Here is a 23,836-nt window from a genome sequence, read left to right on the forward strand (position 1 = left end):
TTAGTCAAAATAAATGAAAGGAGAAGAACAAATAGAAACGGTTCGGATGTTATTAAAAACCGAGAAAGCCGCAGAAGCAAAAGAGGCTTTTGATAGGATGCCCGCTTTTAATACGACCGACTATTACCTGGTGAAAGGGAGTTTGGCGCAGAAGTTTCAGCAATGGGGAGAAGCCATCAATGCTTATAATTATGCGCTTGAAATTGATCCCGAAAATATAGAAGCAAAAAATAATCTGCAATTCATTCAAAATATTTTGAACTTCTGGAATTCGGATCAGTTTAATCCTTAGCGAACTAAAGCTTAGTCGTTTACAGTTGAAACAATTGTGGCTTTAACCATGAAGAAGTTGGAATGAGCAACCCAATGATTGGAAATATAACAAGATTCTTAGCTCCAGCTTCTTAGGTTTTTTGATCAGATTTGTTATTTTTGATGCTCATCCAAAAAAATGAATCAAAATTTTAAACATTATACGAATTAAACGAATAGAAAAAATGAAGAAAGTAGTATTGTTATTATTTGCGGTAAGCGTTGCTGTGGTTTCGTTTGCACAGGACGCAGCAGAGAAAATTAATCAGGCCAACGACGCTTTAACGGCCAAAGAGTATGCAAAAGCATTAGAATTGTACGAATCGGCTATGGCTAATCTGGGTGATGTTCAGGTGCCGGAAGCCATCAATTTTAATATCGGTCTGGCAGCCTATAACGCCGATAAATATGAAAAAGCTATTCAATATTTTGAAAAAGCGGTTGCAGCTAAAGCAAACGTAGACAAAGCTTACGAATACATGGCAGGCTCATATGCCAAACTGGATAAGACCAACGAAGCGCTGGATACTTATGCCAAGGCAATTGAAGCCAGTCCTGCAGACAAAGCAAGCTTATCGTACAATGCAGGGATTGTTGCCTATAAAGGAAAAGCGTATCAGAAAGCCGTTGATTTCTTTACAGCAGCAGTGGCCGGGAATTACAAAGGCGAAACTGCACAGTATTACAAGGCAGTAGCTTTGAATAAACTTAATAAAGATGCTGAGTACAAAGCAGCTTTGGAAGAAGGTGTAACGAAATTCCCAAAAGATGACAAATTGACTAAAGGTTTAGCCAATGTTTATGTTTCTGAAGGAAATGACTTGTATAAAAAAGGCGCTGAAATTTTAAGCGCCGCCAATACAAAAGTAAACGCCGGTAGTTTATCAACTGCTGACGAAGCTTATGCAGCTGAAGTTGGTAAAGCCAAAAAGGAATTTGCTTCTGCTCTGGAAGTATTGGAAAAAGCTTTAAAACTGGATGCCGGCAATGCAAACGCCACAAAATTGATTGAAGCCTGCAAAGCAGCGATGTAATCAGTCTTTAACGATAAAAAGAAAACGCCCCGGTTGTCCCGGGGCGTTTTTTTTATACGTTGCAGCGAATATTCATCGAGTAATCTCGAATTGGATTTTAGATCGTTGGTGATTTAAGAAGTTTCTGACGAAATGTTTTGATGCGAATGCTAAAATTAGTATTCATTTGCTTTTTGTTCTCCTTGAAAAACATCCTAAGAGAGTGTGTGTAATTACACTCTTAGGATAAAATATTCAGCATTTCTCAAATTGGTAAGCACAATCGTTGATCATTATTCTCCATTTGATTTTTTAAGCTTATGGCGCCGAAGTACAATGCTTAATTCAGGATATGCCATCTGACGGATAACTGCGCTCCCAGTCGCGTGGTTGAATTTCCCTGATCAAATAAACTTCCGTGATCGGCGGCGATAGAAGCTCCGAAGTCGAAGCTTTTGTTTTTGGGCATCCATTTTAACTCGAAAAGCGACATGGCCTGTTTTCGCGAGGGTTGGTAGCTATCGGTTCCGTCGCCTTTGTATTGTCCGAAATTGTTGCTGTAGGTTAGCAGTCCTTTCCAATGGATGGTTTCTGAAAGAAAGCCGGTGGCTCCCAGGTGAAAGCCTGAGAAGCGGGTGTTTTCAAATCCCATTGAGATGCCGTCGCTCAACCTTACCGGGGTAAACAGCGGACTAACCATCGCCATTTGCTGATAGGTGGCTCCTGAACGATAAACACTGTTGTTATAATAGTTATCACGCCCCCGGCCGTGAAGTGTTCCTTCGGGGGTAAGAGCAAGGTGTGTATCTCCGCTCTGGTTTTTGGTATGGAAATATTCAAGGAGCAAGGATTTGATCAACGGTTGTTGTTCTTTTCGTGTCAGGAAGATTCCCAACAGATTGTCTTTGTAGTTAACCCATTCCATGCCGGATTGATCTTCAAACGGATGACTGAGGTACAGTGCAAGCTGTATTTCGTCCCAACTCTTTTTTATTTCCAGTTGGTAAGTTCCGTAACTGCTCCCGATAATATTGTCCTGATCGGTGGCCAGGGAATTTTCATCTCCGGATTTTGCGAGGATGTAATCCAGATAGGCTTCCCAGCCCTGAAGCTTGCCATATACCGGGTGGGTGCCTCCCCACATGACGAAGTGCTCCAAGCCTCCGGTTACCTGCCATGAGCTTGCTCCTCCAATACGAAAATAAAAGGCTTTTCGATGCAGATGAGTATCTGTTACATAGCGGTCGTCGTTTAGCCATCCTTCTTCGTAGAATCCATAGATCGAAAGCCAGGGCGTTAGCCCGACAAAACGGTTAAAACCCGCTCTGATTTTGGGATGGGGACGTGCATTGAGCGATGCTGCGAGGTTACCATTGGTGGTCGAAAGACCATCGTATTTTTCCTGATCGGCAAAAGCGCCTGCCGTCAATAACAGGGTTTTCCAGTTCAATCCTCCATATAATTCGGTAAAGCGAATGTCGCTTTTATCGGCCAGTATCAGGTTTAAACGTCCTCCTCCTAAAAAGCTGAAATACGATTCTCCGATTTTGGTCCGGTAAGTTCCGTTTAACTCCAGGTTTTGGACTGCCTGACTTTCTTCGGAGTATCTTCCCAGCTGATTGGCCCACATCCAAAAGGGCAGGCTTCCCTTTGTTCCGGCAAGTGAATTGATCCTGAGGCCCATGTTTTGTCCCTCGGAGGGAAACACACAGATTAAAAGAATGATGAATAAAGAGAAAGATCTTCTCTTCGAAATTTTAGGAATCAAAGACTCAATCATTTTTACTATTTATACTGCATTATTCCAGGCTTTTTTGCTGAAAACGGTCAACCAGATGATTTTTAGATCCCAGGCAAAGCTCCAATTGCGAATGTATTCCATGTCGGCATTTACACGGTTTTGCATGGCGCTTAATTTTTTGGTTTCGCCACGGTATCCTTTTACCTGTGCCCAACCCGAAATTCCGGGCTTTACATAGTGGCGAACCAGGTAATAATCGATCAGTTCAGCATATTCTTCGGTGTGCTTCAGCATATGGGGGCGAGGACCGACCACCGACATATCTCCGATCAACACATTGAAAAACTGGGGAAGCTCATCGATGTTTGTTTTGCGCATAAAATGCCCGATCGGGGTAATACGGTCGTCGTCGGCAGAGGCCTGAAGCGTGTCGGCTTCCTTGCTGGGCTTCATGCTTCTGAATTTGTAACAATAGAAAGTGCGGTTATTAATTCCGGTACGTTGTTGTTTGAAAAAAACGGGTCCCCTCGAACTTAATTTAATGGCGATGGCTACGATCGGCAAAAGCCAGGAAAAGATAAACAGGATCACCATTAGGGAAAACGCAATGTCGAACAGGCGTTTTTGAATTCGGAACGATACGTTGTCCAGGGGTATTTCCTGTGGATTTAACACCAAAAGGTCGCCAATGGATTCCAGGTTGTTGCGACTGCTTTTGAAACACCACTGGTCTTTGGGAACAAAGCGAAGCCGAACACCTTTTTGGTTGCACAATTTCAGTATCTTTTTCCCCCTTAGCTCTCCATTTTCATCGCTGAACAATGAAATGGTATAAAAGATCATTTGCAGGTTATGACGGTCGATTATTTCTTCAAGTTTGTCCGGATGCCCCAACTCTTCTTCCTCCTCAGAGATTTCATTTGAACTGATAAAGCCTGAAAAGCGGTAGCCCAGCGATGGATTGCTGACAATGATCCGTTTTAAAAGATCTCCGGTCTCACCGTGTCCGATTACAGCGGTATTTAATGTACTGTTGCCGCTGCCCCGTCGTTGCCTGAGGTAATAATAAAACAGCCAGTAAAAAACAACCTTACCCAAATAAAAGAGTAGGGTATATTCAAAAAAGAAGGTGCGAAAGAACGGCCCGGGAACAAACATAAAGGCGATTACCGCTGACACCAGATAGAAAACGAGCTGGCGTTTGGTGATACGTATGAGCCGGTTAAAAATATTGTCGCGGAGGTACAGATTCTTTTTCGAGAAAATAAGGTAGGAAATGATCCAGGCCAGGTTTCCGTGCAGTACGTAGATACTCATTGTTCGATAGTCACGTGCCGAAATATCCAAACTGAGCCATGCCATAATGGCCAGAGCTGCATTTAGAAGAACCAGATCAATGGCCAGATAAAGAACTAAAAGTTCTGTTTCGCGGGATTTCATTATACGTTTGTTTAGAACCTGATCATTTAACGGGTTTCAAAAATACTGTTTTTACAGAAAGATTTGCTGTTTTTAAACACGATTGCCAAAGAGATGTGAAAAAAACACGGGTCGCGCCAGAGGTAAATGAGCCTTATTTTGAAAGCGCATTCCGTATTATTTTAGCTAAGGCTTTGTACCCGACTCTTTTGCAGGAGCCCTCCATTTTTTTACTTGTATTGAATATAAATAAGGGATAAAACCGGTGAACCTTTGAATTGAAAATTACATTCACTTTTGGGTTCAGGGCTTTTCTAAAGCATATCGGTATAATGCATCGTATTTCAGAATGATTTGATCCTTTTGATTAACGACACTCGGGAAACAAACGGGATTAAATAAAACAGGTAAGCAGGGATTTGTCATGTTTTTTTACCCTTCCGTTTCACTGAGTAAGTCGTCAAAATAAGCGATTGTCTTCTTCAGTCCTTCGCGAAGCTGTACTTTGGGTTCCCAGTTGTTTAACGTTTGTTGGGCCAGTGAAATATCGGGTTGGCGTTGCCGGGGATCATCGGCAGGCAAGGGGTGAAAGACCATTTTGGATGACGAACCGGTGAGGTCGAGGATGGTTTGGGCCAGTTCGGTCATGGTAAATTCGTTGGGATTGCCAATGTTTACGGGCCCTGTAAAATCATCAGGCGTTTGCATCATGCGCAGCATGCCTTCCACCAGGTCGTCGACATACTGAAACGAGCGGGTTTGAGAGCCGTCCCCGAAAATCGTAATGTCTTCACCCTTCAGCGCCTGGACAATAAAATTGGAAACCACTCTTCCGTCGTCGGGATTCATATTTGGGCCATAGGTATTAAAAATCCGTACGATCTTGATCTTGACCCCGTTTTGTACGTGGTAATTCATAAAAAGCGATTCGGCGCATCTTTTTCCTTCGTCGTAACACGAGCGCGGGCCGATCGGGTTTACATTGCCCCAGTAATCCTCGGGTTGGGGGTGGATGCTTGGGTCGCCGTAAACCTCGCTGGTACTGGCCTGCAGAATTTTGGCCTTTACGCGTTTGGCAAGCCCCAGCATATTGATGGCGCCCATTACCGAAGTTTTGATCGTTTTAATGGCGTTGTACTGGTAATGCACCGGACTGGCGGGGCAAGCCAGGTTATAGACTTCATCGACTTCGGCAAAGTAGGGATGGGTGACATCCTGACGCACGAGCTCAAAGAGCGGGTGCCCAAGCAAATGAAGGATATTGCGTTTTGATCCGGTGAAATAGTTATCGAGGCAAATTACATCATTGCCTTCGTTTAACAGTCGCTCACACAGATGTGATCCGATAAATCCCGCACCACCAGTTACCAATATTCTCTTCATGCTGTCGCCTGTTTTCTGTTGAATGTATTATGATTCAATGTTACTTATTATTTGCAGAAGAAGCAAGGGAAACGTGTGTTTACTGAGGGATCGAAGGAATGAATGACGGAGGGGGTGATATAGTAGAGGAGTTCAAAGTTCAGGGGGCAGAGTTGAGCTTGTTGACCGAAGTTCCAAGCTCTTTGCTTTATGCCTTTACAATTTGACGCTTATACAATTTTGCAATCAATGTAATTCAGTGTACCGTACTGCTGTAGTTGGCTCTTAGTCATAGCTCAGAGCTTTCTTGCTTTGTCCCCACATTTGCCTTGGTGTTTTGCTGTTCTCTTAGCTCGATACTCTTAGCTCGATACTCGCAGCTTGATCCTTGATATTCGATTCCAGCTATTTATTTGTTTACTGATCTTGTGGCTAGCTGTTTTGTTGCTGCTTTTGACCTATCGGTCGGATTTTACTCTTTTGCTTTACCAAAAGAGTAAACAGAAAACTCAAGACAAAATTCACTAGGTGTTTATTTTTATTAAGGTCTGTGCTTCGATGAAATACACCACAAAAAGCAAATAATCTTTATTCTGGCCCGTGTAACTTGCCTCCGGCTGCGTTTTCCCTTTGCGTTTTTTCAATGCGGCAACTTAGCCCGCCTGACGGTCCCGAGGCCTCGGGATTGTCGGGCATGCAGAGGTGTTTTTTGGGGTATTCATGAATCTCGCAGGCTATTTTCAATCAACAATCGAAAATCGTTAATCATCATTTGGTGTTCTCTTGCTTAAAGTTCGAAGCTTGCCGCTTGTAACTCTCAGCTTTTATTTCCTGCCGGACTGTCTCAAACTTTTGTCTTGACACAAAAGTTTCAAAAAGTCAAGGCTGCGTCTGCTTCGCGCGGAAAAGCTACGTTTGCCAGCTAAAATCTTTGAAACTCCCCCGGGAGTCTCCCCGGGGTCAAACAGCAAAGATTTTTATACGCTGTCTGCACTTGTTTTCCGGCTCACCAGCCGAGGCCGGTTTATTCGTATTCGTTCGATGTTCTTATCCTCTTGCTCTTTGCCCTTTTATCTTGACTTGTGGCTTGAAGCTAGAAGCTCACAGCTGGATCCTTGATCCTCGATTAAATGCTGCAAAACCTGGCACTGTCATTCCAATCCTCAACACTTCATCCCTTCTAATCTTCCTAGTGTCCGCCGGCTTTGAGGACGACCACGATGCCGCGCCAGATCACATACAGGTCGGTCATCAGGAGTTGGAAAGGGGAGTAATGCAGATAGCGGTAAACGTATTCGTATTCATATACCGGTTTTCCAAATTCCGGGGTGCCTTTGCGTACGTGTCCGTACCCCAGTAAACCACCGCGTATCAACTTACGGGTAACATTTCCCTGTGCCAAATCGCGCTCGTAATGATGTATTGCCAGCGGACGCGGCCCTACAAACGACATGTCGCCTTTGAGAATCAAATAGAACTGCGGGATTTCATCGAGGTAGAACTTCTTGACAAAAGCGCCGACATAAGTTCTGGCTTCGGGCATCCATTCGTTTTGGAAGGCATGCCAGTCGCCTTTTGCCTGAAGTTCTTTGTCAACATAGCTTTCCTTGATCAGCCTGATCTTCCATTTCTTAAACTTGCGGCCGTGACTCATGCCGTAGTAATAAAAGAACAGCGGCCCTTTGTTTTCCTTAATCAGCAGTCCTTCCACCCAGTTGGCCACCAGCAGCAGCAAAAGTATGGGCGAGGTGAGCAGGAGAAAAAACAAGGCTACAGCTTTATCAAACAGCAGTTTGGGAAGCGGGACTTTTATCGGTTCTTTAAGCGCAAAAATTTCGGCGTATTTTTCTTTGATTTCGGGGGTGGGAGGGGTATAGGGAAAGGCCTCCTTCGGTTCTTCCATGTTTGTCATTATTGATAAATTGATAAACTGTTAAATAGATGAGTGGTTAAACTGTTAATCTGTAAAACAGCTAAATTTTCCGGCTGCAAAAATGGGAAAATTTAAGTTTACAAAAGAACGACAGAACAAGAATTCGTGTCAGGGGAGCATTTTGTTAGCATATTTTTAATCGGGCGTTGTTGGTTATTTTAACTGTTATCGAGCAGGAATGTTGTATAATGAATTGATGTTTATTAACTTAAACCGAAATATTATAAATGTAACCCGCCGGCTCGTCATCTAACTCTCCATAAGTTTATGAATCCCGGAAAGGCCAGAAGAGGCCGGCGGAGCATTTGCAATATATCACTAAATTTCTTCTAAACATGAGTTATACTGAAGATTTCGAACAATGGAAGGATGCGATTGCTAACTTTCCGTTGGAAGATGTAAAACTTCCTAATACCCCGATTGACGAATATGTGGTAAGTGTAAATACGCTTGCTATTGACGCCAACGAAGATCGCGATGTTTTGGCCGGAGCGGGGATGGATGTTAACCTTATTGATGAACTGACTCCTCTGAGTGGAGCGCTGAGCTACCTCCAGGCCGAGTGGATGGGTATTTTCCGGGCACGCGAGAATGCAGTTGTCGAGTGGAAAGAACAGTCGCCTCCAGCCTTTTCTTTTCGGGATGAGTTATTACATGATTTTTCTTTTGCCTACCGCAATCGTGAGGATGTTCGGAAAAAAGTGGCACGAATTCGCGAGGGATCAAGCAATGCCGATATGGTGCAGGATCTGCTCGAAATAGCTGTATTGGGCGAAAAATACCCCGAACCGCTGGAGAGTATTAATTTTGATCGCGGAAAACTTTCCCAGGCACGTACCCTGTCGCACAGTTTGTCGGAATTGCTGGCTGCCGCCAACGGAGCGGCTGACGATGGCAACGCAACAAAAACCTTGCGCGACAAGGCCTATAGTTTATTGTTTCAGAAAGACAGTACCATCCGTGAATACGGCCGTTATGTTTTTTGGAAAGACGAAGACAGACTGTCGAGATACTATAGGTAGTATTTTGTAAAGCCTGATTTTAAAGGCCCCGCGGCAAGTTTACTCCTTCCCGTGGGGCTTTTTTTAATTCCCATCGGTTAATTATGCTTCCCCATTGGCGTTTTTTTTATTTCCCCCGGTGTCTCTATCCCTTCCCCCGGCTGCTTTTTTGTCTTATTTGGCAAAGTTTTTTATTCCATCGCCAATTTTTTTAATTCAATCGGATTGGGCGACCTTTCCCCCGGCAATTTTTCGTATCCCATTGATGTTTTTCACCGTCCCCCCGGTATTGTCTCTTGTTCCCTGATGATGGTATGTGTTCCCCGGACTTGATCCTTGATCCTCGATCCTTGATCCTTGATCCTCGATGCTCGATACTTGTAGCTTGTTCTCTGTGACTAATGACAAATGACCAGTGACTCGTAACTCGATGCTTGATCCTCGAGGCTTGTAGCTTGTTACTTGAAGCTTGTTCTCAGTTTGTCCCCATTCCAGGAGGACGAGGAATTCCGGTGTTTTGGCAGCGGAATGACGGAGGGAGTGATTTGCTGTTTTTAAACCTCAAAGGTTTCGAAAACACTTTGAGGTTGTTGGTAAGGTGGAAAAAACTTATTTGCCAAATCCAAGGGAAGTGGTTTTTATGCATAAAAAAACCAAACCTTATTAAGCTTATCGGTCTGGTTGATGTATTCTCCTGGAACCTTTTCCAAAGTTTGGAGCTTTGGAAAAGGTTAAGGTTACAAAACGAGCCAGAATAGCCATTGGGAATCATGAATGTTTTATTTAAACACTTCAGAGTTTTGGAAACACCTGAAGGTTGGTCGTGCTGCTGGTAAGCTTATTTATTTCTTTAACCCCGAAAGGGGTGTGATATGAATAACCCCGGGTGAAACCCGCGGACAATGAGCGAAGCGAATAAAGCGGCGCAATTAAAATATTCATTAAAATCTGCCTGTTGTTTGCGCCGTAATAATAAGGCTCTGTTTAATCACCACGCGAAAGGATTTGCGCGGTAGCGGGGGGAGAATGATTGATTAATTGATGTGCCGGCAGGTTACTCGTTACCGGATACTCGATGCTGGTTGCTTGATGCTTTCATATAAACCAGATACCGGAGGTATCATATGGTTATAGAAAAAGATGGGGAAGATGAAGGTTCGACCCCGGCCGGGGTCGCATGTCTTCTGCATTTATTTATTCTATAAACATGGAAACCCTCCGGGTTTTAAAGAAAATAAATTTATCTCGCTGACATGCTGAAGATAAACTATCTACTTTCTTTTGTTCCAAAAGAGACCTCCGTCAGTTGGCGGACAAATGCGCGCCAGCGAAGGTTATGTGCTCTTTTTAACCCTCAAAGGTTTCGAAAACGCTTTGAGGTTATTGGTATGCCTAAAAATCTTATTCTTCTATAATCCAAGTTTATCACAAATTATCGCCAGCTGGGGTGTCTTTTAGTATTTGGAGTAAATTGCCGGCCAGCTTTTTTCGGTCAAATGCCTGCGCTAGTTTTAGTCCGCCTTGCTGACATTTTTGATATTGTTCCGGTTGCTTTAATTTTTTCAGTTTCGTGAGGAAATCCTCAATATCCTCAGGTTCATAGAAAAGCCCTGCCTCATATTGCTCAACAATAGATCTGGCTTCACCGTCAACACCGATCAGTATAGGGATTTGCATGGCTGCATTTTCAAATATCTTGGATGGGATAACGGTTTTAAACAAATCACTTTTCCGCAGATTAATCAGAGCTATGTCTATGATAGAGAGATAGCGAACGACTTCATTTTTAGGAACAGAATCAAGTAACGTAATGTTTTTTAGTTGTTCCTGCTTGACCTTTTCTACCAGCTTTTGCTTTTCAGCACCATTACCCAAGAAAAGAAAATGGTAGGAGGTATTTTGCAATTGCCTGGCGCAATCAGCTAAAAAATCTAGTTTATGAGCCATCCCATGTGTTCCGATATAACCAAGAATGGTTTTTCCTTCCAGGTCCAGTTCTTTTAATAATTGCCTGTCTTTCTCAACGGGCTTAAAAAGTTCCATATTGGCCCCGTTTTTTACCACTTTAATTTTTTCAGGAGCAATACCTTTACGAATCAGGTTTTCTTTAAAAGCATCGGTAACCGTTACAATCTTATAGGCACTTTTGTAGCACCAGAGTTCTTCTTTTTCAAAATAGCGAATGAAAATATTGTCTTTCATGGCTCCAACTGTCTTGATGGACTCGGGCCACAGGTCGCGGACTTCCATAATCCAGGGCTTCCGTTTCCAAAAGGAGAGGGTACGGCCTGCCAGTGCGGTAAAGAACTGAGGGGAAGTAGCAATAATCAGGTCTGTTTTTTGAAATAGGCCGGCCCAAAAAGCAGAAAATGAAAAAGAGATATAATCGAGGGTCCTTTTTACAAAACCTTCGTTGGCGGTAATGTAAGACCACACCCGGATCACTTTTATTCCGTCAATGATTTCATGATGAATTCTTTTGTTTTTATAACCTTCGTACACTTTTCCCTGAGGAAAATTGGGAAAACAGGTGATTACGGTTACATTCACTCCTTGCTTTACCCATTCTTTGCAATGTTCGTAGGTTCTTGTTGCCGGAGCATTTACTTCCGGTGGAAAATTATCGGTTAAAAATAAAATGCGCATATTTTGGTTGATATCGGATGCTTGATTCTTGATGTTCGATTCTTGATGCTGGATGCTTGATCTAGCCCTTGGTTTTAATGATGGAGACTAGCTTGTGTTGAAAAACAATTTCGAGTTTGTGGTAATCAACTGAGCGATTATAGCCATCGGGGAGTTGCGCTTTGATCAGTGAAATTGTTTCAGCTCCTTCAAAGCTTATACAAGTATCATTGATCAAAATCTCATTGTTCCTTTTTATTGGTATTAAGCCTGGACTAAAGTGAAAGTAAGCCGTCCCTTTAGTCTGGCGGCCTGTTAAAATATCTTCAACCCTTATTTTTTGTTCATCAAACAGCCAGCTCCGCTGATGACTTGTCCCAATACTTCTGAACCCATCATGAGTGGCTGTAACTCTATTTTTTTCTTCTTTTATGATTTCAACATTGGCTCTTTGAGCAACCCGGAAAGAGGACCATACCTGGGATGAATTACGCTGGTAAACGGCTACTGTATTGTGTGCAGCTGTACCTCGTTCTGCGAGTCGGATGGCATTGGCTTCATAGGTTGAGATGCCCGTATCAATTAAAACCGGCTTATGATTTACATTCAGAACAAAGTTGAAGGTATCGGCATGGGCATGGCCAGGTTGATAGGAAGGACCAACAGCCCCGACATCAACGATACATTCATAATTTGCTGAAATGAATTTCCGATAGCCACTGGCGTCAAGTGCAGCGGGGACGGAGCTGAATAACAGCTTTAATCGCTCAGCATACGCATTTAATTGCCCTGTTGTTGGGGCGATGCCGGGGGCTGAGTCATTGAGAAGGGGGATTTGTCCGTTATTGAAAGTAATTGTGTTTAGCCATTGAAGCATACGGTCCGCCTTTTCTTTCATAAAATCCAGCAGACGATCTTGAGTTTCGAATAGCGGATTGTTTTGAAGCAGGTTGATACCATCCAGTAAGCGATCAAGGATAACTTGATGGTACATTGGACTTAACTCGAAGTGTGCACCATCGTCCAGGATTTGTTCTTTCAATTCAACCTCTATGATACCTTTTGCCTTCTTGAAAAAGGTATCATCCTTAAAATAGAAAGCTGCGAATAACAAGCTGAAACCATCTTCCAATAAATGGTTGGCCATCAGGTGGTATTCCAAATTATCAAGAAGGATCAGGTATTGGGCGTAGAGACATCCGTTTATACGGATGAGGTTGTTTCGTCCTCCGTCGTCGTCCTCGCAATGACGAGGTGTTGAAGGAGTTGTAGCAGCATTTTGCAGAGATTGCCGCGTCGTCGTTCCTCCTCCTCGCAATGACGCTCGACTTAGAAACTTTATCCAGTTGATTCCACGGAGGGCAATGGGGTAGGGCTCCAGCCCTGTTGGATTTTGAGGGAGATCGTTGATGAATTGTTCGATTAACTTTCTTCCTGTTTCCAATTCCATATTGGGTTGAAGCAGGTAGTCCATGTAATTGAGGTTGTATGCCCAAAGCTTCCCGACCCCCTCCCCCCGACATTCATTCTTCAGTCGGGGTACTCCCCCTATAGGGGGAGAAATGTCCCTGGTGATGTTTAAGAATGTATAAGAGTAGGGTTCACCCCCTAGCCCCCTAAAGGGGGAATTTGATCCTGTTTTAGTTAATGAAACGGGTTTGTCTATCCATGGTGTGAATTTTAATGGTTCGGCCTGTTTCTCTATTGAAAGCAGATAGGTAAATCCAGTTGCTTTACGCCACATCTTTCTGAATCGGTACCACAGTTGGTAACGGATTTGGATGGGACGAAGACGGATGATGGTATAGTATATCAGGAAAATCTTTTTCAAACTATTAAAATTGTTTGTTTTCAATGGTATAGTATGGAACTCGCACTTGTTTAAAATATACACTTAAGTGCAATTATATTAGATGCTCGTTTCATTTACGATTTGCGTGTCAATATGGGCGATAAAATTGCTTTGTTGTCTCCGATTCAAATGCAGTTACCGAATAAGATTGCTTCGTCGTCTCCGTTTCACTAGGACTTCTCGCAATGACAGCGGTTGTGTCGTTGAGGGGGATTGAGGCTGGCGGCAAGGCCGCCAGCCTCAATCCCCCAAATATTAAATCTGTTTTGTCATCGCGAGGAGGAACGACGAAGCGATCTGTTCCAATAAAGCGGCTACACTTCTATCCACCTTCCTTCTTTCAAGCTTTTGATGGCTGCAAAGCTGGCCTGTGTAGTGTTGACTATTTCGTCAAAAGGTATAATGGGAACACCACTTTTAACGGACTCTACCAATTGTTTAAACTGGTTTTTATGTCCCTTGTCCAATCTTGTTTTTTGTTTCGAAAAGCCTCTGACGCCATAAGCAGTCAGTGTTCTCCAGTTGTCAATGATCATTGTTTTTTCCTGCGCGAAAGCTTCAATACGTTCTTTGGAATAGGCTTTACTCCCGTTGGCAAAATAGTTGATTACGGCATTCGAACCGTTTTCATATTTGAGCAGAATACTGGCATTATCGGTATTTTCTTCGGGGTTGACACCCATGCTGTTCATACAGACGGCTGTTACCTTACTTCCGGCTAAATAGGTGCATAGATCAATGTAATGGCAAGCTTCACCAATGATCCGGCCTCCGCCAATCGCTAAATCGTGTACCCACACTTCAGGAGGAATAAAGCCTGCATTCATGGTAGCCACAATATTTTTTGCTCCTTCACCCAGGTGTTTTTTCATCGTCTGAGCCAGGGGTGCAAACCGGCGGTTGAAACCAACGACCACCATTGGTGCAGTGCCGTCATTGCGAGGAGACGTAGTCGACGCGGCAATCTCCTCCAATTCTTCTTCCGTCAAACATAAGGGTTTTTCAACAAAGACATTTTTGCCAGCTTGCAGGGCCTCCAGTGTCATCGAAGCGTGCAGGTTGTGGCGAGTTGTAATCATAACCGTGTCAATGTCTGAGTCGTTTAGGAGCTCCTTGTAGTCAGAGCTGGCAACAGCGATATTTCCCTTTTTAGCCAATGTTTTTGCTGATAAGCCTCCGGCACTGGCAATGGCTTTTAATTGAGCTCCGGCGGCATTCATTCCGGGAATAATGGTTGAAGAGGTGAAGTTGCCGGCTCCAATGATTCCAAAAATTCCGGCTCCTTTGACCCCTAAATCCCCTGAAGGGGACTTTTGTCCGAAAGATGACTCTTTTAAAATAACGGAGCTGTTTCTTTTTGCATTTTCAGGGTAAACCAGTATACTGGCGATGGACCCTTTTTTACGCATGTCGCCATAAATTTCGTCGTATTGCTCCAACGCAACTTGTTCGGTGATTAGGGGTTTTACATCCAGTTGGCCACTTTCCATGGCTTGAAGGATGGCTTCAAAATTTCGTTGTTCTGTCCAGCGGACATAGGGAAGTGGGTAGTCTTGTCCTTTTTGCTCGTAGTTTTCATCGTACCGACCGGGGCCATACGAACAGGAGACTTGAAAAGTTAATTCTTTCTTGTAAAAATCGTCGCGACGAATGTTTAATCCAATCACACCCACCAGGATGATCCGTCCGCGCTTGCGGCTCATATCGGCTGCCTGGTGGATTACTTCATCACTTTTAGCCGAAGCCGTGATAATTACCCCATCGGCACCCGTTTCATTGGTGGCCTCTTGTACAAATTTTACCGGATCAGTTCCCTGGGCCGGATTAAAGGCCGTGATCCCTTTCGAGCGAGCCATGTCCACCTTTTGCTGGTCGAAGTCGTAACCAATGACCCGGCAACCGTTAGCTTTTAACAATTCGGCAGTAACCAGGCCGATTAAACCTAAGCCAATGACAACAATGGTTTCTCCAAATGTTGGATTGCACAAACGAATGCCTTGTAGACCAATCGATCCAATGACCGTAAAGGCTGCTTCTTCATCGCTGACACCATCCGGAATTTTTGCACAAAGGTTTTCAGGTACACAGACATACTCGGCATGGTTGCCATTGGAGGCTATGCGGTCGCCCACTTTAAACCGGTGAACGCCCTTACCTACGGCTTCAACTACGCCGACATTGCAATAGCCCAAAGGTAAGGGTTGATTCAGTTTGTTAAAGACAGCTTCCAGTGTGGGCAAAATGCCTTCCGCTTTCATTTTATCCAGCACTTGCTTTACTTTATCCGGTTGCTGGCGGGCTTTATCAATAAATCCGGCTTTGCCAAATTCAACCAACATCCGTTCAGTTCCCAAGGAAACCAAACTACGTGTGGTTTTTATTAATAAAGTTCCGGCCTTTACCTGTGGTGCCGGGACTTCTTCTAATATGGTGTTACCTTTTTTGAGGTCTTGTATGATTTGTTTCATGATAAAATGATCTTATTGTAGAGTTGTATTATATTATTTGCACCGTTAATGATTGGCTCTTTTGAAATCAAATCTGGATGTTGACTAATCTGATGAACCTGCTTTTGTAAATCTTCTATATTGGTTAATTTAAATGTTATACATCCAGATGGACGCTTGATGACGTTTGACGCTAGAACCTTTTTGTTGAGATATAACGCTTCTTTAACTGATAATGGATCCCCATCTGTTGTAGTTGCTCTAATAAAGCAATCAGATAATTTTAGCACCTCAAAAAAAGAATGAGGTTCTGATATAAAAAGAATATTTTTAGAGAGTTCAACATTCTTCCGGTCGAAGAATTCTTTATAACTACCGGAAGGATCTGAAAATATGAAGGCATATTGTTGATTCTCTTTTCGAGCGAATAGCTTTTCTAAGAGGGAACCACAATAGATCTCATTTCCTTCTTTGTCATAAGAAAGCCGATATGCATTTGTGCAAAATATTGTAGTGGCCTTGTTCTTAAGTAGTTTTATTTGATTCAGTATGTGAGGGGGTAAAGTATCTTCTACTACAGGAGGTATAAATGCCGGAATAAGGAGTGTCTCACTATTTATTTTTTGAGCTAATTTGAGACTTTCCTCATTTAGTACTACCGGAATAGAAGATAATTTAATCGATAATTTATCGAACCAGTTTCCGATATCATTAAACCTGCCTATATTCCCGTGATAAGTAACAATTAGGTGAGACTTACTGATGTTACATAAAAATGCAAAAATAAATCGAATGTATGGAGAGCTGGCATGCAGGTGTATTAATTGTTTTTTAACTACTGTCAAAAGTAAAAGTGACAAAATACTCCTTTTGGAGAGTTGCTTGAATTGAAATTTGATGTGATTCTTTTCTAAAGTATCAATTAGGCGTTGAACGTGTATCGTAACTCCTCCAATTGGTGGAGGTTGTTTCCCTATGATGACAATATTAGTTATTTTTTGCATAGAGCAGATTTTCATGTAACTCAATTTCTTCTTTATTAAATCTATTTCCAATATGCTTGGCAGGAACACCGCCTGTAATTGAATATGGGGCAACATCTTTCGTAACTACGGCACCAGCTGCAATAATTGCTCCTTTGCCAATTTTAACTCCTTTCAATATAGTAACACCTGCCCCAATCCAAACATCATCTGCGATATGGATAGGCATATCATTTTCTGGTAATTTCTCTTTAACGTCATATATATACTCACCAATCTTCGAGGAATTATGGTCTCCTCCAATTATAGTAACATTTGGTCCAAACAAGACTTTACTACCAATATCTATTGTTGTAATTGAAGAGAAATATGCTCTTGGACCGATATACACATCATCGCCTAATGAGATTGATGCATAACTGAAAAATGAATTACTTGGAAAGAACTTAATGTTTCGACCATGCCTTTTGAATAGAGGTAAAAGATGAAACATAAATAACTGATCTCTAATTTTATTGAAATATAGAATTAAAGTACCTATTATTCTCATATGTAAAATATTTTGAAATTAATTATGTTAAAATTGAATTATTTTTTTTTGCAATAAATAGCTAGTGAATTTCTTTATTCCGCTAAAATAGAAGTTTTATAAGGTCTGGGCCAAAAACAATATGCATATTATTGTACTTATGAGGGCAAAAAAAATAAATAATATATGAACACCATTAACAAAAAAAAATCAATATTTAGTATATGTTGATGGTTCTTTCAATGACGTTTTTTGGAGTAAAAATTCAAAAAATAAATTCCCTCAATTCTGTTATTCTATTGTGATTTGTTAATAATTATCTGTTTTAAAAATAGAATTGATAGTAGTAAAACTAATATCATATAAACATTACTTGTAACATATGCTAATTTATAGTAGAAAATTCCGTGTAACGGTAATTGCGAAATGAAAGTAAAAAAAATAATTCTTCCAAGAGATACTTTTTTGTTGTTAATGCTAAATAGAAAAAACATTCCATTTATAATAAATGATAAAAGAAATAGTAGTTTTTTCTCGACATTAAGGTAGAAAGAACCGATGAAGGAGGAGAATACATTAATATCGACACCATATAGGCGAAGGTACAATTTGTTTTTTTCAAGTAATGATAATGATTCGTCTTTTCCTAAAATTGGAAATAACTTAGATAAATTAGTTTCGTTAGGAACAGTTGAATTATAAAGATCGTTAAAATTTCCAAATTGTTGGCCAAAATAAGAAACGATTGAAAGAATAGGAGAAAAGAAGTTATCATCTTTATAAAATCTAGAGATTGTAATTGGGATAAATATCAATGCAAATAAGATCAAAAAACGGTATAATAATTTTTTTACTTTTAATTTATGTTCTTCATTCATGAAATTTCTGAACATAAAATATGCAAATATATATGACATAGGCCATAGCACAAATCCATCGCGGCCAACACCTGATAGCACGTTTATGATATAAGCAGTTGACGAGAAAAGTAATAGGTTATTGATTGATTTACTATTTGACGTAAATGTTGTAGAATAAAAATAAAATATTAGAACAATCGGATAAAATTGACAGTATAACGTCAAGATATAATACACATAATTCACTTTATAGTAAACTTCTCCACCCACCATCGCAGTTCGCAAAAGAAGGAATGAATCTCCTGAAAACAACAATGAATAAACTACAGATCCGAAAAAAAAGTAAGTACAAATTCCTAAAACTATAAATATATAAGAAATGGCGTTAAATAATTTTAAGTTTATTGGGGTGATCTTTTCAATGTTGTTAGTGTTAAATTTTAGTATAGGAGTTAAAAAAAGAATTAGAATTATAAAAAAATAGAAGGACGCTTCAAATGAATATTTTATTGAACTTGTATTTAATAAAAATGAGCTCAACAAGGATAATATATATAATCCTAATATGTATGATCCGATGTTAAATTTTCGACCTGATTTTTTCCAGTAAATAGCAAAGATCAAGACAAGAATAAATATTATTAGTACAGTTTGTAACATCGGTAAAATTAATAGATGGTTGATTTCATTACTTGAATATAAGATGGTACAATTTTGAAATTCCTAAATGATGAAAAAGTAAAATAATTAAATTGGTTTTTATTGTTTTTATTTCGAGCTCATTAATTTTTTTTACATATTCTATTTCTCTATTTATATTGTTTTTCACACAATATAAATAGAGAAATGAATACCTGTTGGATAGGAAATTGCTATATTCTTTATAGTCGCAATATATTGATGCAAAGGCATTTGATATGTATAGCTTAGAAAGATTGTACTGGTATCTTTTTTCTTTATTCGATGACCTTGAAGCACTCCCTTCTAATACTCTATAGACCGCTGTTACCTCGGGTAAAAAATAGATTTTACTATTGAAATGCATCCATAGCCACATTGGGTAATCACCCATTTCCCAATTTTGAGAGATAGGCGATACATCTTTAAGGTACTTTTCGTATGCTTTTTTCCGAAAAAGGGTGGTGAGAGTTGCTATTGGATTATAAACTAACAAATCATTGTTTTTCAGTTTTTTACCTAATTTGTTTCTTTCATATTTCTCTTTTCGATTATTATAACTTAATGCTTTGGTGTATACTAGGGAATAGTCAGGATTTGTTTCTAAAAAATCGACTTGTTTTTGTAATTTATATGGATCTATCCAATAGTCATCACCTTCGCATATTGCTATATATTTACCTGCAGAATTGTTAATTGTACGAAAGAAATTAGGCAGCATACCAAGATTTTTATCTGAAGGCAAGAGTTTTATGAAAGAATGTTCTTTTGCATAATCATTACATATAATTCTTGTGTTATCAGTACTACAATCTTCACCAATGACCAATTCTATTGGGAAATTGCATTTTTGTTTTAAAACGCCTTCAATAGCTTCCCTGATATAGGGTTCATGGTTGTATGTTATCATGCATACACTTACTAATGGTTTATCCATTTTTCAATATTTCTAAAAGCTTTTTACTTCTCTTTTTTGACACTTTAGCTGGTATCCCTTTGTAGATCTTCCATGACTCCAGATCTTTATTTACTAATGACATTGCCCCTACAACAGCTCCTTCATTTATTGTAACGTTGGGTAATACAATACAGCCTGCTCCTAGTTGACAAAATTTTCCAATTCTAATTTGTCCATTAATTACATTGGTAAGTTGAGAATCAACCATTGGGCCAATTAAAAAATCGCCAGAGAAATCATCGGTTGCACTAAAGAGAGTACAACGTGGTGAAATGCCTGAATAATCATCAATTATTATACCTGAGCTACCATATAATGCGTTGTACGCTGAAATATGAATATTGCTGCCTATTTCTATTTTTCCAGATAAAATGCAAAAATCATCAATTCGAACATTGCTACCAATAGTGATATTTTCGGTAGAATAGAATCTTGCAAACCGACTTATCAAAACATTATCGCCAAAACTCTTTAGCCCTAGGCTCTCTAATTCTTCGGAGGCGTAAAATGAATTATTTTGCATTGTTAATTATGTCAGAAATATTTGCAATATGGCCGATTGATAATTGAGGATATAAGGGAAGGCATATAACCTGATTGGCTAATTTCTCAGCGACGGGTAGATTTGCAGTATTGGCTGAATCTAATCCCTTATACATAGGAAATTCGCTGATAAGCGGGTAAAAGTAACGTCGAGCAAAAATATTGTTTTGTTTCAGCTTTTCGTAAAGTTGATCACGGCCCATTCCATAAGCAATTTCATCTACAAAAATTGGAAAATATGAATGGTTTGAGTCTGTACTTTCAGGAAGAGGCAGCATGGTGATACCTTGTATATTGGCAAGCTTTTCTCTGTAGCTGTCAACAATAGCTTTTCGTTTCGTAATATTTTCCTGGTAGTGTTTTAATTGTACCAGGCCAAGGGCTGCCTGCATTTCATTCATTTTTGAGTTAATACCGGGGGCCATAACCGACGTTTCTCCCGCAAATCCAAAATTTTTCAAGTAATCGATACGTTTTTTTGTGGCTTCGTCGTGGCATACTATCGCCCCTCCTTCCATGGTATTAAATACTTTGGTGGCGTGGAAACTCAGAATAGAAAGATCGCCAAAGTTACATATACCTTGATTCTTATAGTTGACACCAAAACAATGTGCGGCATCGTAAATCACTTTCAATCCGTAAATATCGGCGATTTCCTGAATTCGCTCAATTTTGCAGGGATTCCCATAGACATGTACCGGAAGAATTGCTGTTGTTTTTGGCGTTATGGCTGCTTCTATTTTTTCGGGGTCGATATTTCCGAATTCCGGTTCAATGTCAACAAAAAGCGGTTTAATGTTATTCCACCACAAGCTGTGGGTGGTGGCAACAAAACTGTAGGGGGTGGTAATTACCTCTCCAGTAATTCGTAATGCCTGTAAGGCAGTAACCAATGCCAGTGTTCCGTTAGCGAACAGAGAGATAAAGGGAACACCCAGGAATTCGGCCAGCTCTTTTTCCAGTTGCTGGTGAAAAGGTCCGTTGTTGGTCAATATTTTATTGTTCCAAATTTGTTGCAGATATGGAATAAATTCTTCCAACTCGGGCAGTGAGGGTTGGGTAACATAAATTGGGTTATTTAACTTTTTCATTTTTTCCTGAAGGTTGATATTTTTTCAAAAATTAAAGATTTTAAATAGATATAGTCTTTAAACCGGCTTATTTCACCAATAGCAAAAATAAATACGATTCCGGAAAGAACCTGAATTATCAATTCCGATATTGGGGAAAGCTCAAGAAAGTTTCCAATAATAAACAACGTGGCAGCCATCAATAAGGCAAGCAATAAAGATGGAAATATATCTTTTACTTGTTGGCTAAACGAATAGCCTATCATTTTACCCGACCAATAGCTGTTTAAATAATAGGCAATAAAAGAGTTAACAATCATCCCGCCAATCATCATTTTTATTCCCCAAAAAATACCGATTACAATTGTAGGTATGGCGAGTATTTTCTTGATAATCTCTAGGCGTAAAAAAAGATCACTTCTTCCTTGTACTTGCAACATATTTAGGTTTAATGCATGTAAAGGATAAAACATCCCCTCAAAACAAAGCATTTGCAAATATATGACTGCTGGGAGCCACTTTTCACCAATTAGGGTAATAATTATTGGCTTAGCCACGGCTACCATTCCTAACATCAGACTAAATGTAGCAAACATGGTTGTACGGATGATTTTTCGATAGGCATGTTTGAGTTTTTCTTTATCGTCTTGAATACTTGCCAAAACGGGATAACTAACTCTACTAATAATGCTATTCAGGTTTTGAGAAGGGAACGCTTTAAATTGATCGGCTCGGGTATAAAATCCGAGTTCTTTAGCAGAAAAATACTTACCTATAATCAGATAGTAAACATTCCGGTAAATGGTATCAATTAATCCGCTAATTAAGAGTTTGCTCCCAAAAGTAAACAGATCGTTAAACGATTTTTTACTAAAAATTCGCAATGGTTTCCATTTTGCCCATATCCATAAAAAGAATGAATTCAGTCCAAAACGGGCAAGCGTTAATGCAACAAGGCTCCACACGCCATAGTCCAACATAGCCATTGTTATTGCGATGGTACCCGAGCCAACTGATGCAACAACAGATACGCGAGTTTGCAGTTTAAAGTTTATTTCTTTGGTAAGAATGGTGCGTTGAATAATACCGATGGCATTTAATACCACGCCTATTCCGAGCACCTTTAGCAGCAGGCTTAATTGCGGTTCGTTAAAAAAGTTACTGATGCTATTTGCCGAAAAGAATAGTATGAGATAAAAAAGAAGGCCAACCAAGAGGTTAAAATAAAATACGGTTGAATAATCCTCCTGTGTGCAATTTTTTTTTCGAATAAGAGCATTACTAAAACCGCTATCGACAAATGATTGAGAAATGGCAATAAAAATGGTTAACATGCCAATTAACCCGAATTCTATTGGCGAAAGAATACGTGCCAAGATAATTCCTACAACGAATTGCACTCCTTGGTTGGCAAAACTATCGATAAAGCTCCAAAAAAGTCCATTTATGGTTTTCTGTTTCAAGCTCATCTAAACGTTCATTAGTCTTTTCAGGTACTCAAAATAATCACCTTTCATCGTTGAAATACGGTCCTGCAATTCTTCCTTTGAAATGAGATTCATTTTTAGTGAAATTTCTTCCAAACAAGCAATTTTTAGGCTTGTTCTTTTTTCTACGGCTTTCACAAATTCGGTGGCTTCGGTTAAGGCCTCATGGGTGCCGGTGTCGAGCCAGGCAAAACCTCTGCTTAAAATCTGCAGTTTTAGTTCCTGTTGTTGTAAATAGTGCTGGTTTACGGAGGTAATCTCTAGTTCTCCACGTGCCGAAGGTTTTACATTTTTTGCGACCTCGACCACGCTGTTGGGGTAGAAATACAGGCCCACAACGGCATAATTTGATTTGGGACTTGCCGGCTTTTCCTCGATACTCAACACGTTATTTTGCTGATCGAATTCGGCAACTCCATACCTTTCCGGATCTTCGACGTAATAGCCAAAAATCACGGCTTTTTGTTCTTCGGTTGCCAGCTTTACGGACTTGGCTAATAAGTTCTGGAGTCCGGCTCCGTAGAAAATATTGTCTCCTAATATGAGGCAAACATCGTCGTCTCCAATAAATTCTTCACCAATGATAAAGGCTTGCGCTAAACCGTCGGGTGAGGGTTGTTCGGCATAACTTAATTGCAGGCCAAGTTGATTTCCATCTCCGAAGAGTTGTTTAAAATTTGGAAGATCGTGTGGTGTTGATATAATTAAAATCTCCTTTATTCCTGCCAGCATTAATACTGATAGGGGGTAATAAATCATTGGTTTATCGTAAACCGGGAGCAGTTGTTTCGATACCACCTGGGTTATGGGGTGCAGACGTGTGCCGGAACCTCCGGCCAGAATTATTCCTTTCATTTATTTCTATTTATTGATGTTTGGATTATAGACTTAATTAGATTGCTTCGGTCGTCGTGGCTCCTCCCTCGCAATAACGATCATTAGTATATGATTGGGCGGCGTATCATGTGTTTTCTTTTTAGTGTATCACTCATGCGCCGCCGAATAGTAATAAACCAATGTCTT

At 40.4% G+C, this 23,836-nt stretch carries 18 protein-coding genes; 3 read left to right on the forward strand and 15 right to left on the reverse strand.

The genetic code is table 11. The features are described 5' to 3' along the window. Nucleotides 1-13: 13 nt before the first annotated feature. Both MR764_RS13635 and MR764_RS13640 read left to right on the forward strand, forming a co-directional pair. Nucleotides 14-292 (forward strand): tetratricopeptide repeat protein, encoded by a 279-nt coding sequence (locus MR764_RS13635; RefSeq protein ID WP_247979984.1) that lies wholly within the window; start codon nt 14-16, stop codon nt 290-292. 205 nt (nt 293-497) lie between these two features. Beyond that, the gene (locus MR764_RS13640) at nt 498-1,346 is read left to right on the forward strand and encodes a tetratricopeptide repeat protein (protein WP_247979985.1); all 849 of its coding nucleotides are present in this window, start codon (nt 498-500) and stop codon (nt 1,344-1,346) included. A gap of 319 nt (nt 1,347-1,665) precedes the next feature. On the opposite strand, the gene MR764_RS13645 is transcribed toward MR764_RS13640, so the two are convergent. The 4 genes from MR764_RS13645 to MR764_RS13660 form a co-directional block, all read right to left on the reverse strand. Further along, nucleotides 1,666-3,009, reverse strand: coding sequence for a capsule assembly Wzi family protein (locus MR764_RS13645; RefSeq protein WP_247979986.1), 1,344 nt, complete (start codon nt 3,007-3,009; stop codon nt 1,666-1,668). A 105-nt stretch (nt 3,010-3,114) separates the two neighbouring features. Then, a complete protein-coding gene (locus MR764_RS13650) occupies nt 3,115-4,506 on the reverse strand; it encodes an exopolysaccharide biosynthesis polyprenyl glycosylphosphotransferase (RefSeq protein WP_247979987.1) in 1,392 nt (463 codons plus the stop codon). A 411-nt stretch (nt 4,507-4,917) separates the two neighbouring features. Further along, on the reverse strand, nt 4,918-5,868 hold the full coding sequence (locus MR764_RS13655; protein WP_247979988.1) for a UDP-glucuronic acid decarboxylase family protein: 951 nt from the start codon (nt 5,866-5,868) through the stop codon (nt 4,918-4,920). A 1,168-nt stretch (nt 5,869-7,036) separates the two neighbouring features. Next, the gene (locus tag MR764_RS13660; RefSeq protein ID WP_247979989.1) at nt 7,037-7,750 is read right to left on the reverse strand and encodes a sugar transferase; all 714 of its coding nucleotides are present in this window, start codon (nt 7,748-7,750) and stop codon (nt 7,037-7,039) included. 365 nt (nt 7,751-8,115) lie between these two features. On the opposite strand from MR764_RS13660, the gene MR764_RS13665 reads away from it, so the two are divergent. Next, complete coding sequence (locus MR764_RS13665) at nt 8,116-8,802, forward strand: hypothetical protein (protein ID WP_247979990.1); 687 nt, start codon at nt 8,116-8,118, stop codon at nt 8,800-8,802. A 1,404-nt stretch (nt 8,803-10,206) separates the two neighbouring features. Here MR764_RS13665 and MR764_RS13670 read toward each other — a convergent pair. The 11 genes from MR764_RS13670 to rfbA all read right to left on the reverse strand — a co-directional run bounded on the left by MR764_RS13670 (nt 10,207) and on the right by rfbA (nt 23,668). Then, the gene (locus tag MR764_RS13670) at nt 10,207-11,427 is read right to left on the reverse strand and encodes a glycosyltransferase family 4 protein (RefSeq protein ID WP_247979991.1); all 1,221 of its coding nucleotides are present in this window, start codon (nt 11,425-11,427) and stop codon (nt 10,207-10,209) included. A gap of 61 nt (nt 11,428-11,488) precedes the next feature. Continuing rightward, nucleotides 11,489-12,880 (reverse strand): alginate lyase family protein, encoded by a 1,392-nt coding sequence (locus MR764_RS13675; protein WP_247979992.1) that lies wholly within the window; start codon nt 12,878-12,880, stop codon nt 11,489-11,491. 692 nt (nt 12,881-13,572) lie between these two features. Continuing rightward, nucleotides 13,573-15,726 carry a bi-domain-containing oxidoreductase gene (locus tag MR764_RS13680; protein ID WP_247979993.1) on the reverse strand — a complete coding sequence of 718 codons (2,154 nt, stop codon included), beginning with the start codon at nt 15,724-15,726 and terminating at the stop codon, nt 13,573-13,575. After that, complete coding sequence (locus MR764_RS13685) at nt 15,723-16,709, reverse strand: hypothetical protein (protein ID WP_247979994.1); 987 nt, start codon at nt 16,707-16,709, stop codon at nt 15,723-15,725. Before MR764_RS13685 ends, MR764_RS13680 begins: the two co-directional genes overlap by 4 nt. Next, nucleotides 16,693-17,238, reverse strand: a complete 546-nt coding sequence (locus tag MR764_RS13690) for an acyltransferase (protein WP_247979995.1) — start codon at nt 17,236-17,238, stop codon at nt 16,693-16,695. Before MR764_RS13690 ends, MR764_RS13685 begins: the two co-directional genes overlap by 17 nt. Before the next feature lie 275 nt (nt 17,239-17,513). After that, nucleotides 17,514-18,737: an O-antigen polymerase gene (locus tag MR764_RS13695; protein WP_247979996.1), complete on the reverse strand. Its 1,224-nt coding sequence runs from the start codon at nt 18,735-18,737 to the stop codon at nt 17,514-17,516. A 28-nt stretch (nt 18,738-18,765) separates the two neighbouring features. After that, complete coding sequence (locus MR764_RS13700; RefSeq protein ID WP_247979997.1) at nt 18,766-19,692, reverse strand: glycosyltransferase; 927 nt, start codon at nt 19,690-19,692, stop codon at nt 18,766-18,768. Beyond that, nucleotides 19,685-20,236: an acyltransferase gene (locus MR764_RS13705; RefSeq protein WP_247979998.1), complete on the reverse strand. Its 552-nt coding sequence runs from the start codon at nt 20,234-20,236 to the stop codon at nt 19,685-19,687. Before MR764_RS13705 ends, MR764_RS13700 begins: the two co-directional genes overlap by 8 nt. Continuing rightward, nucleotides 20,226-21,347: a DegT/DnrJ/EryC1/StrS family aminotransferase gene (locus MR764_RS13710; protein WP_247979999.1), complete on the reverse strand. Its 1,122-nt coding sequence runs from the start codon at nt 21,345-21,347 to the stop codon at nt 20,226-20,228. Before MR764_RS13710 ends, MR764_RS13705 begins: the two co-directional genes overlap by 11 nt. Next, a complete protein-coding gene (locus tag MR764_RS13715; protein WP_247980000.1) occupies nt 21,344-22,795 on the reverse strand; it encodes a lipopolysaccharide biosynthesis protein in 1,452 nt (483 codons plus the stop codon). Before MR764_RS13715 ends, MR764_RS13710 begins: the two co-directional genes overlap by 4 nt. Next, complete coding sequence (gene rfbA, locus MR764_RS13720) at nt 22,796-23,668, reverse strand: glucose-1-phosphate thymidylyltransferase RfbA (protein WP_247980001.1); 873 nt, start codon at nt 23,666-23,668, stop codon at nt 22,796-22,798. Nucleotides 23,669-23,836: the final 168 nt, after the last annotated feature.

The sequence above is a fragment of the Maribellus sp. YY47 genome (assembly GCF_023111095.1).
GTDB lineage: Bacteria > Bacteroidota > Bacteroidia > Bacteroidales > Prolixibacteraceae > Draconibacterium.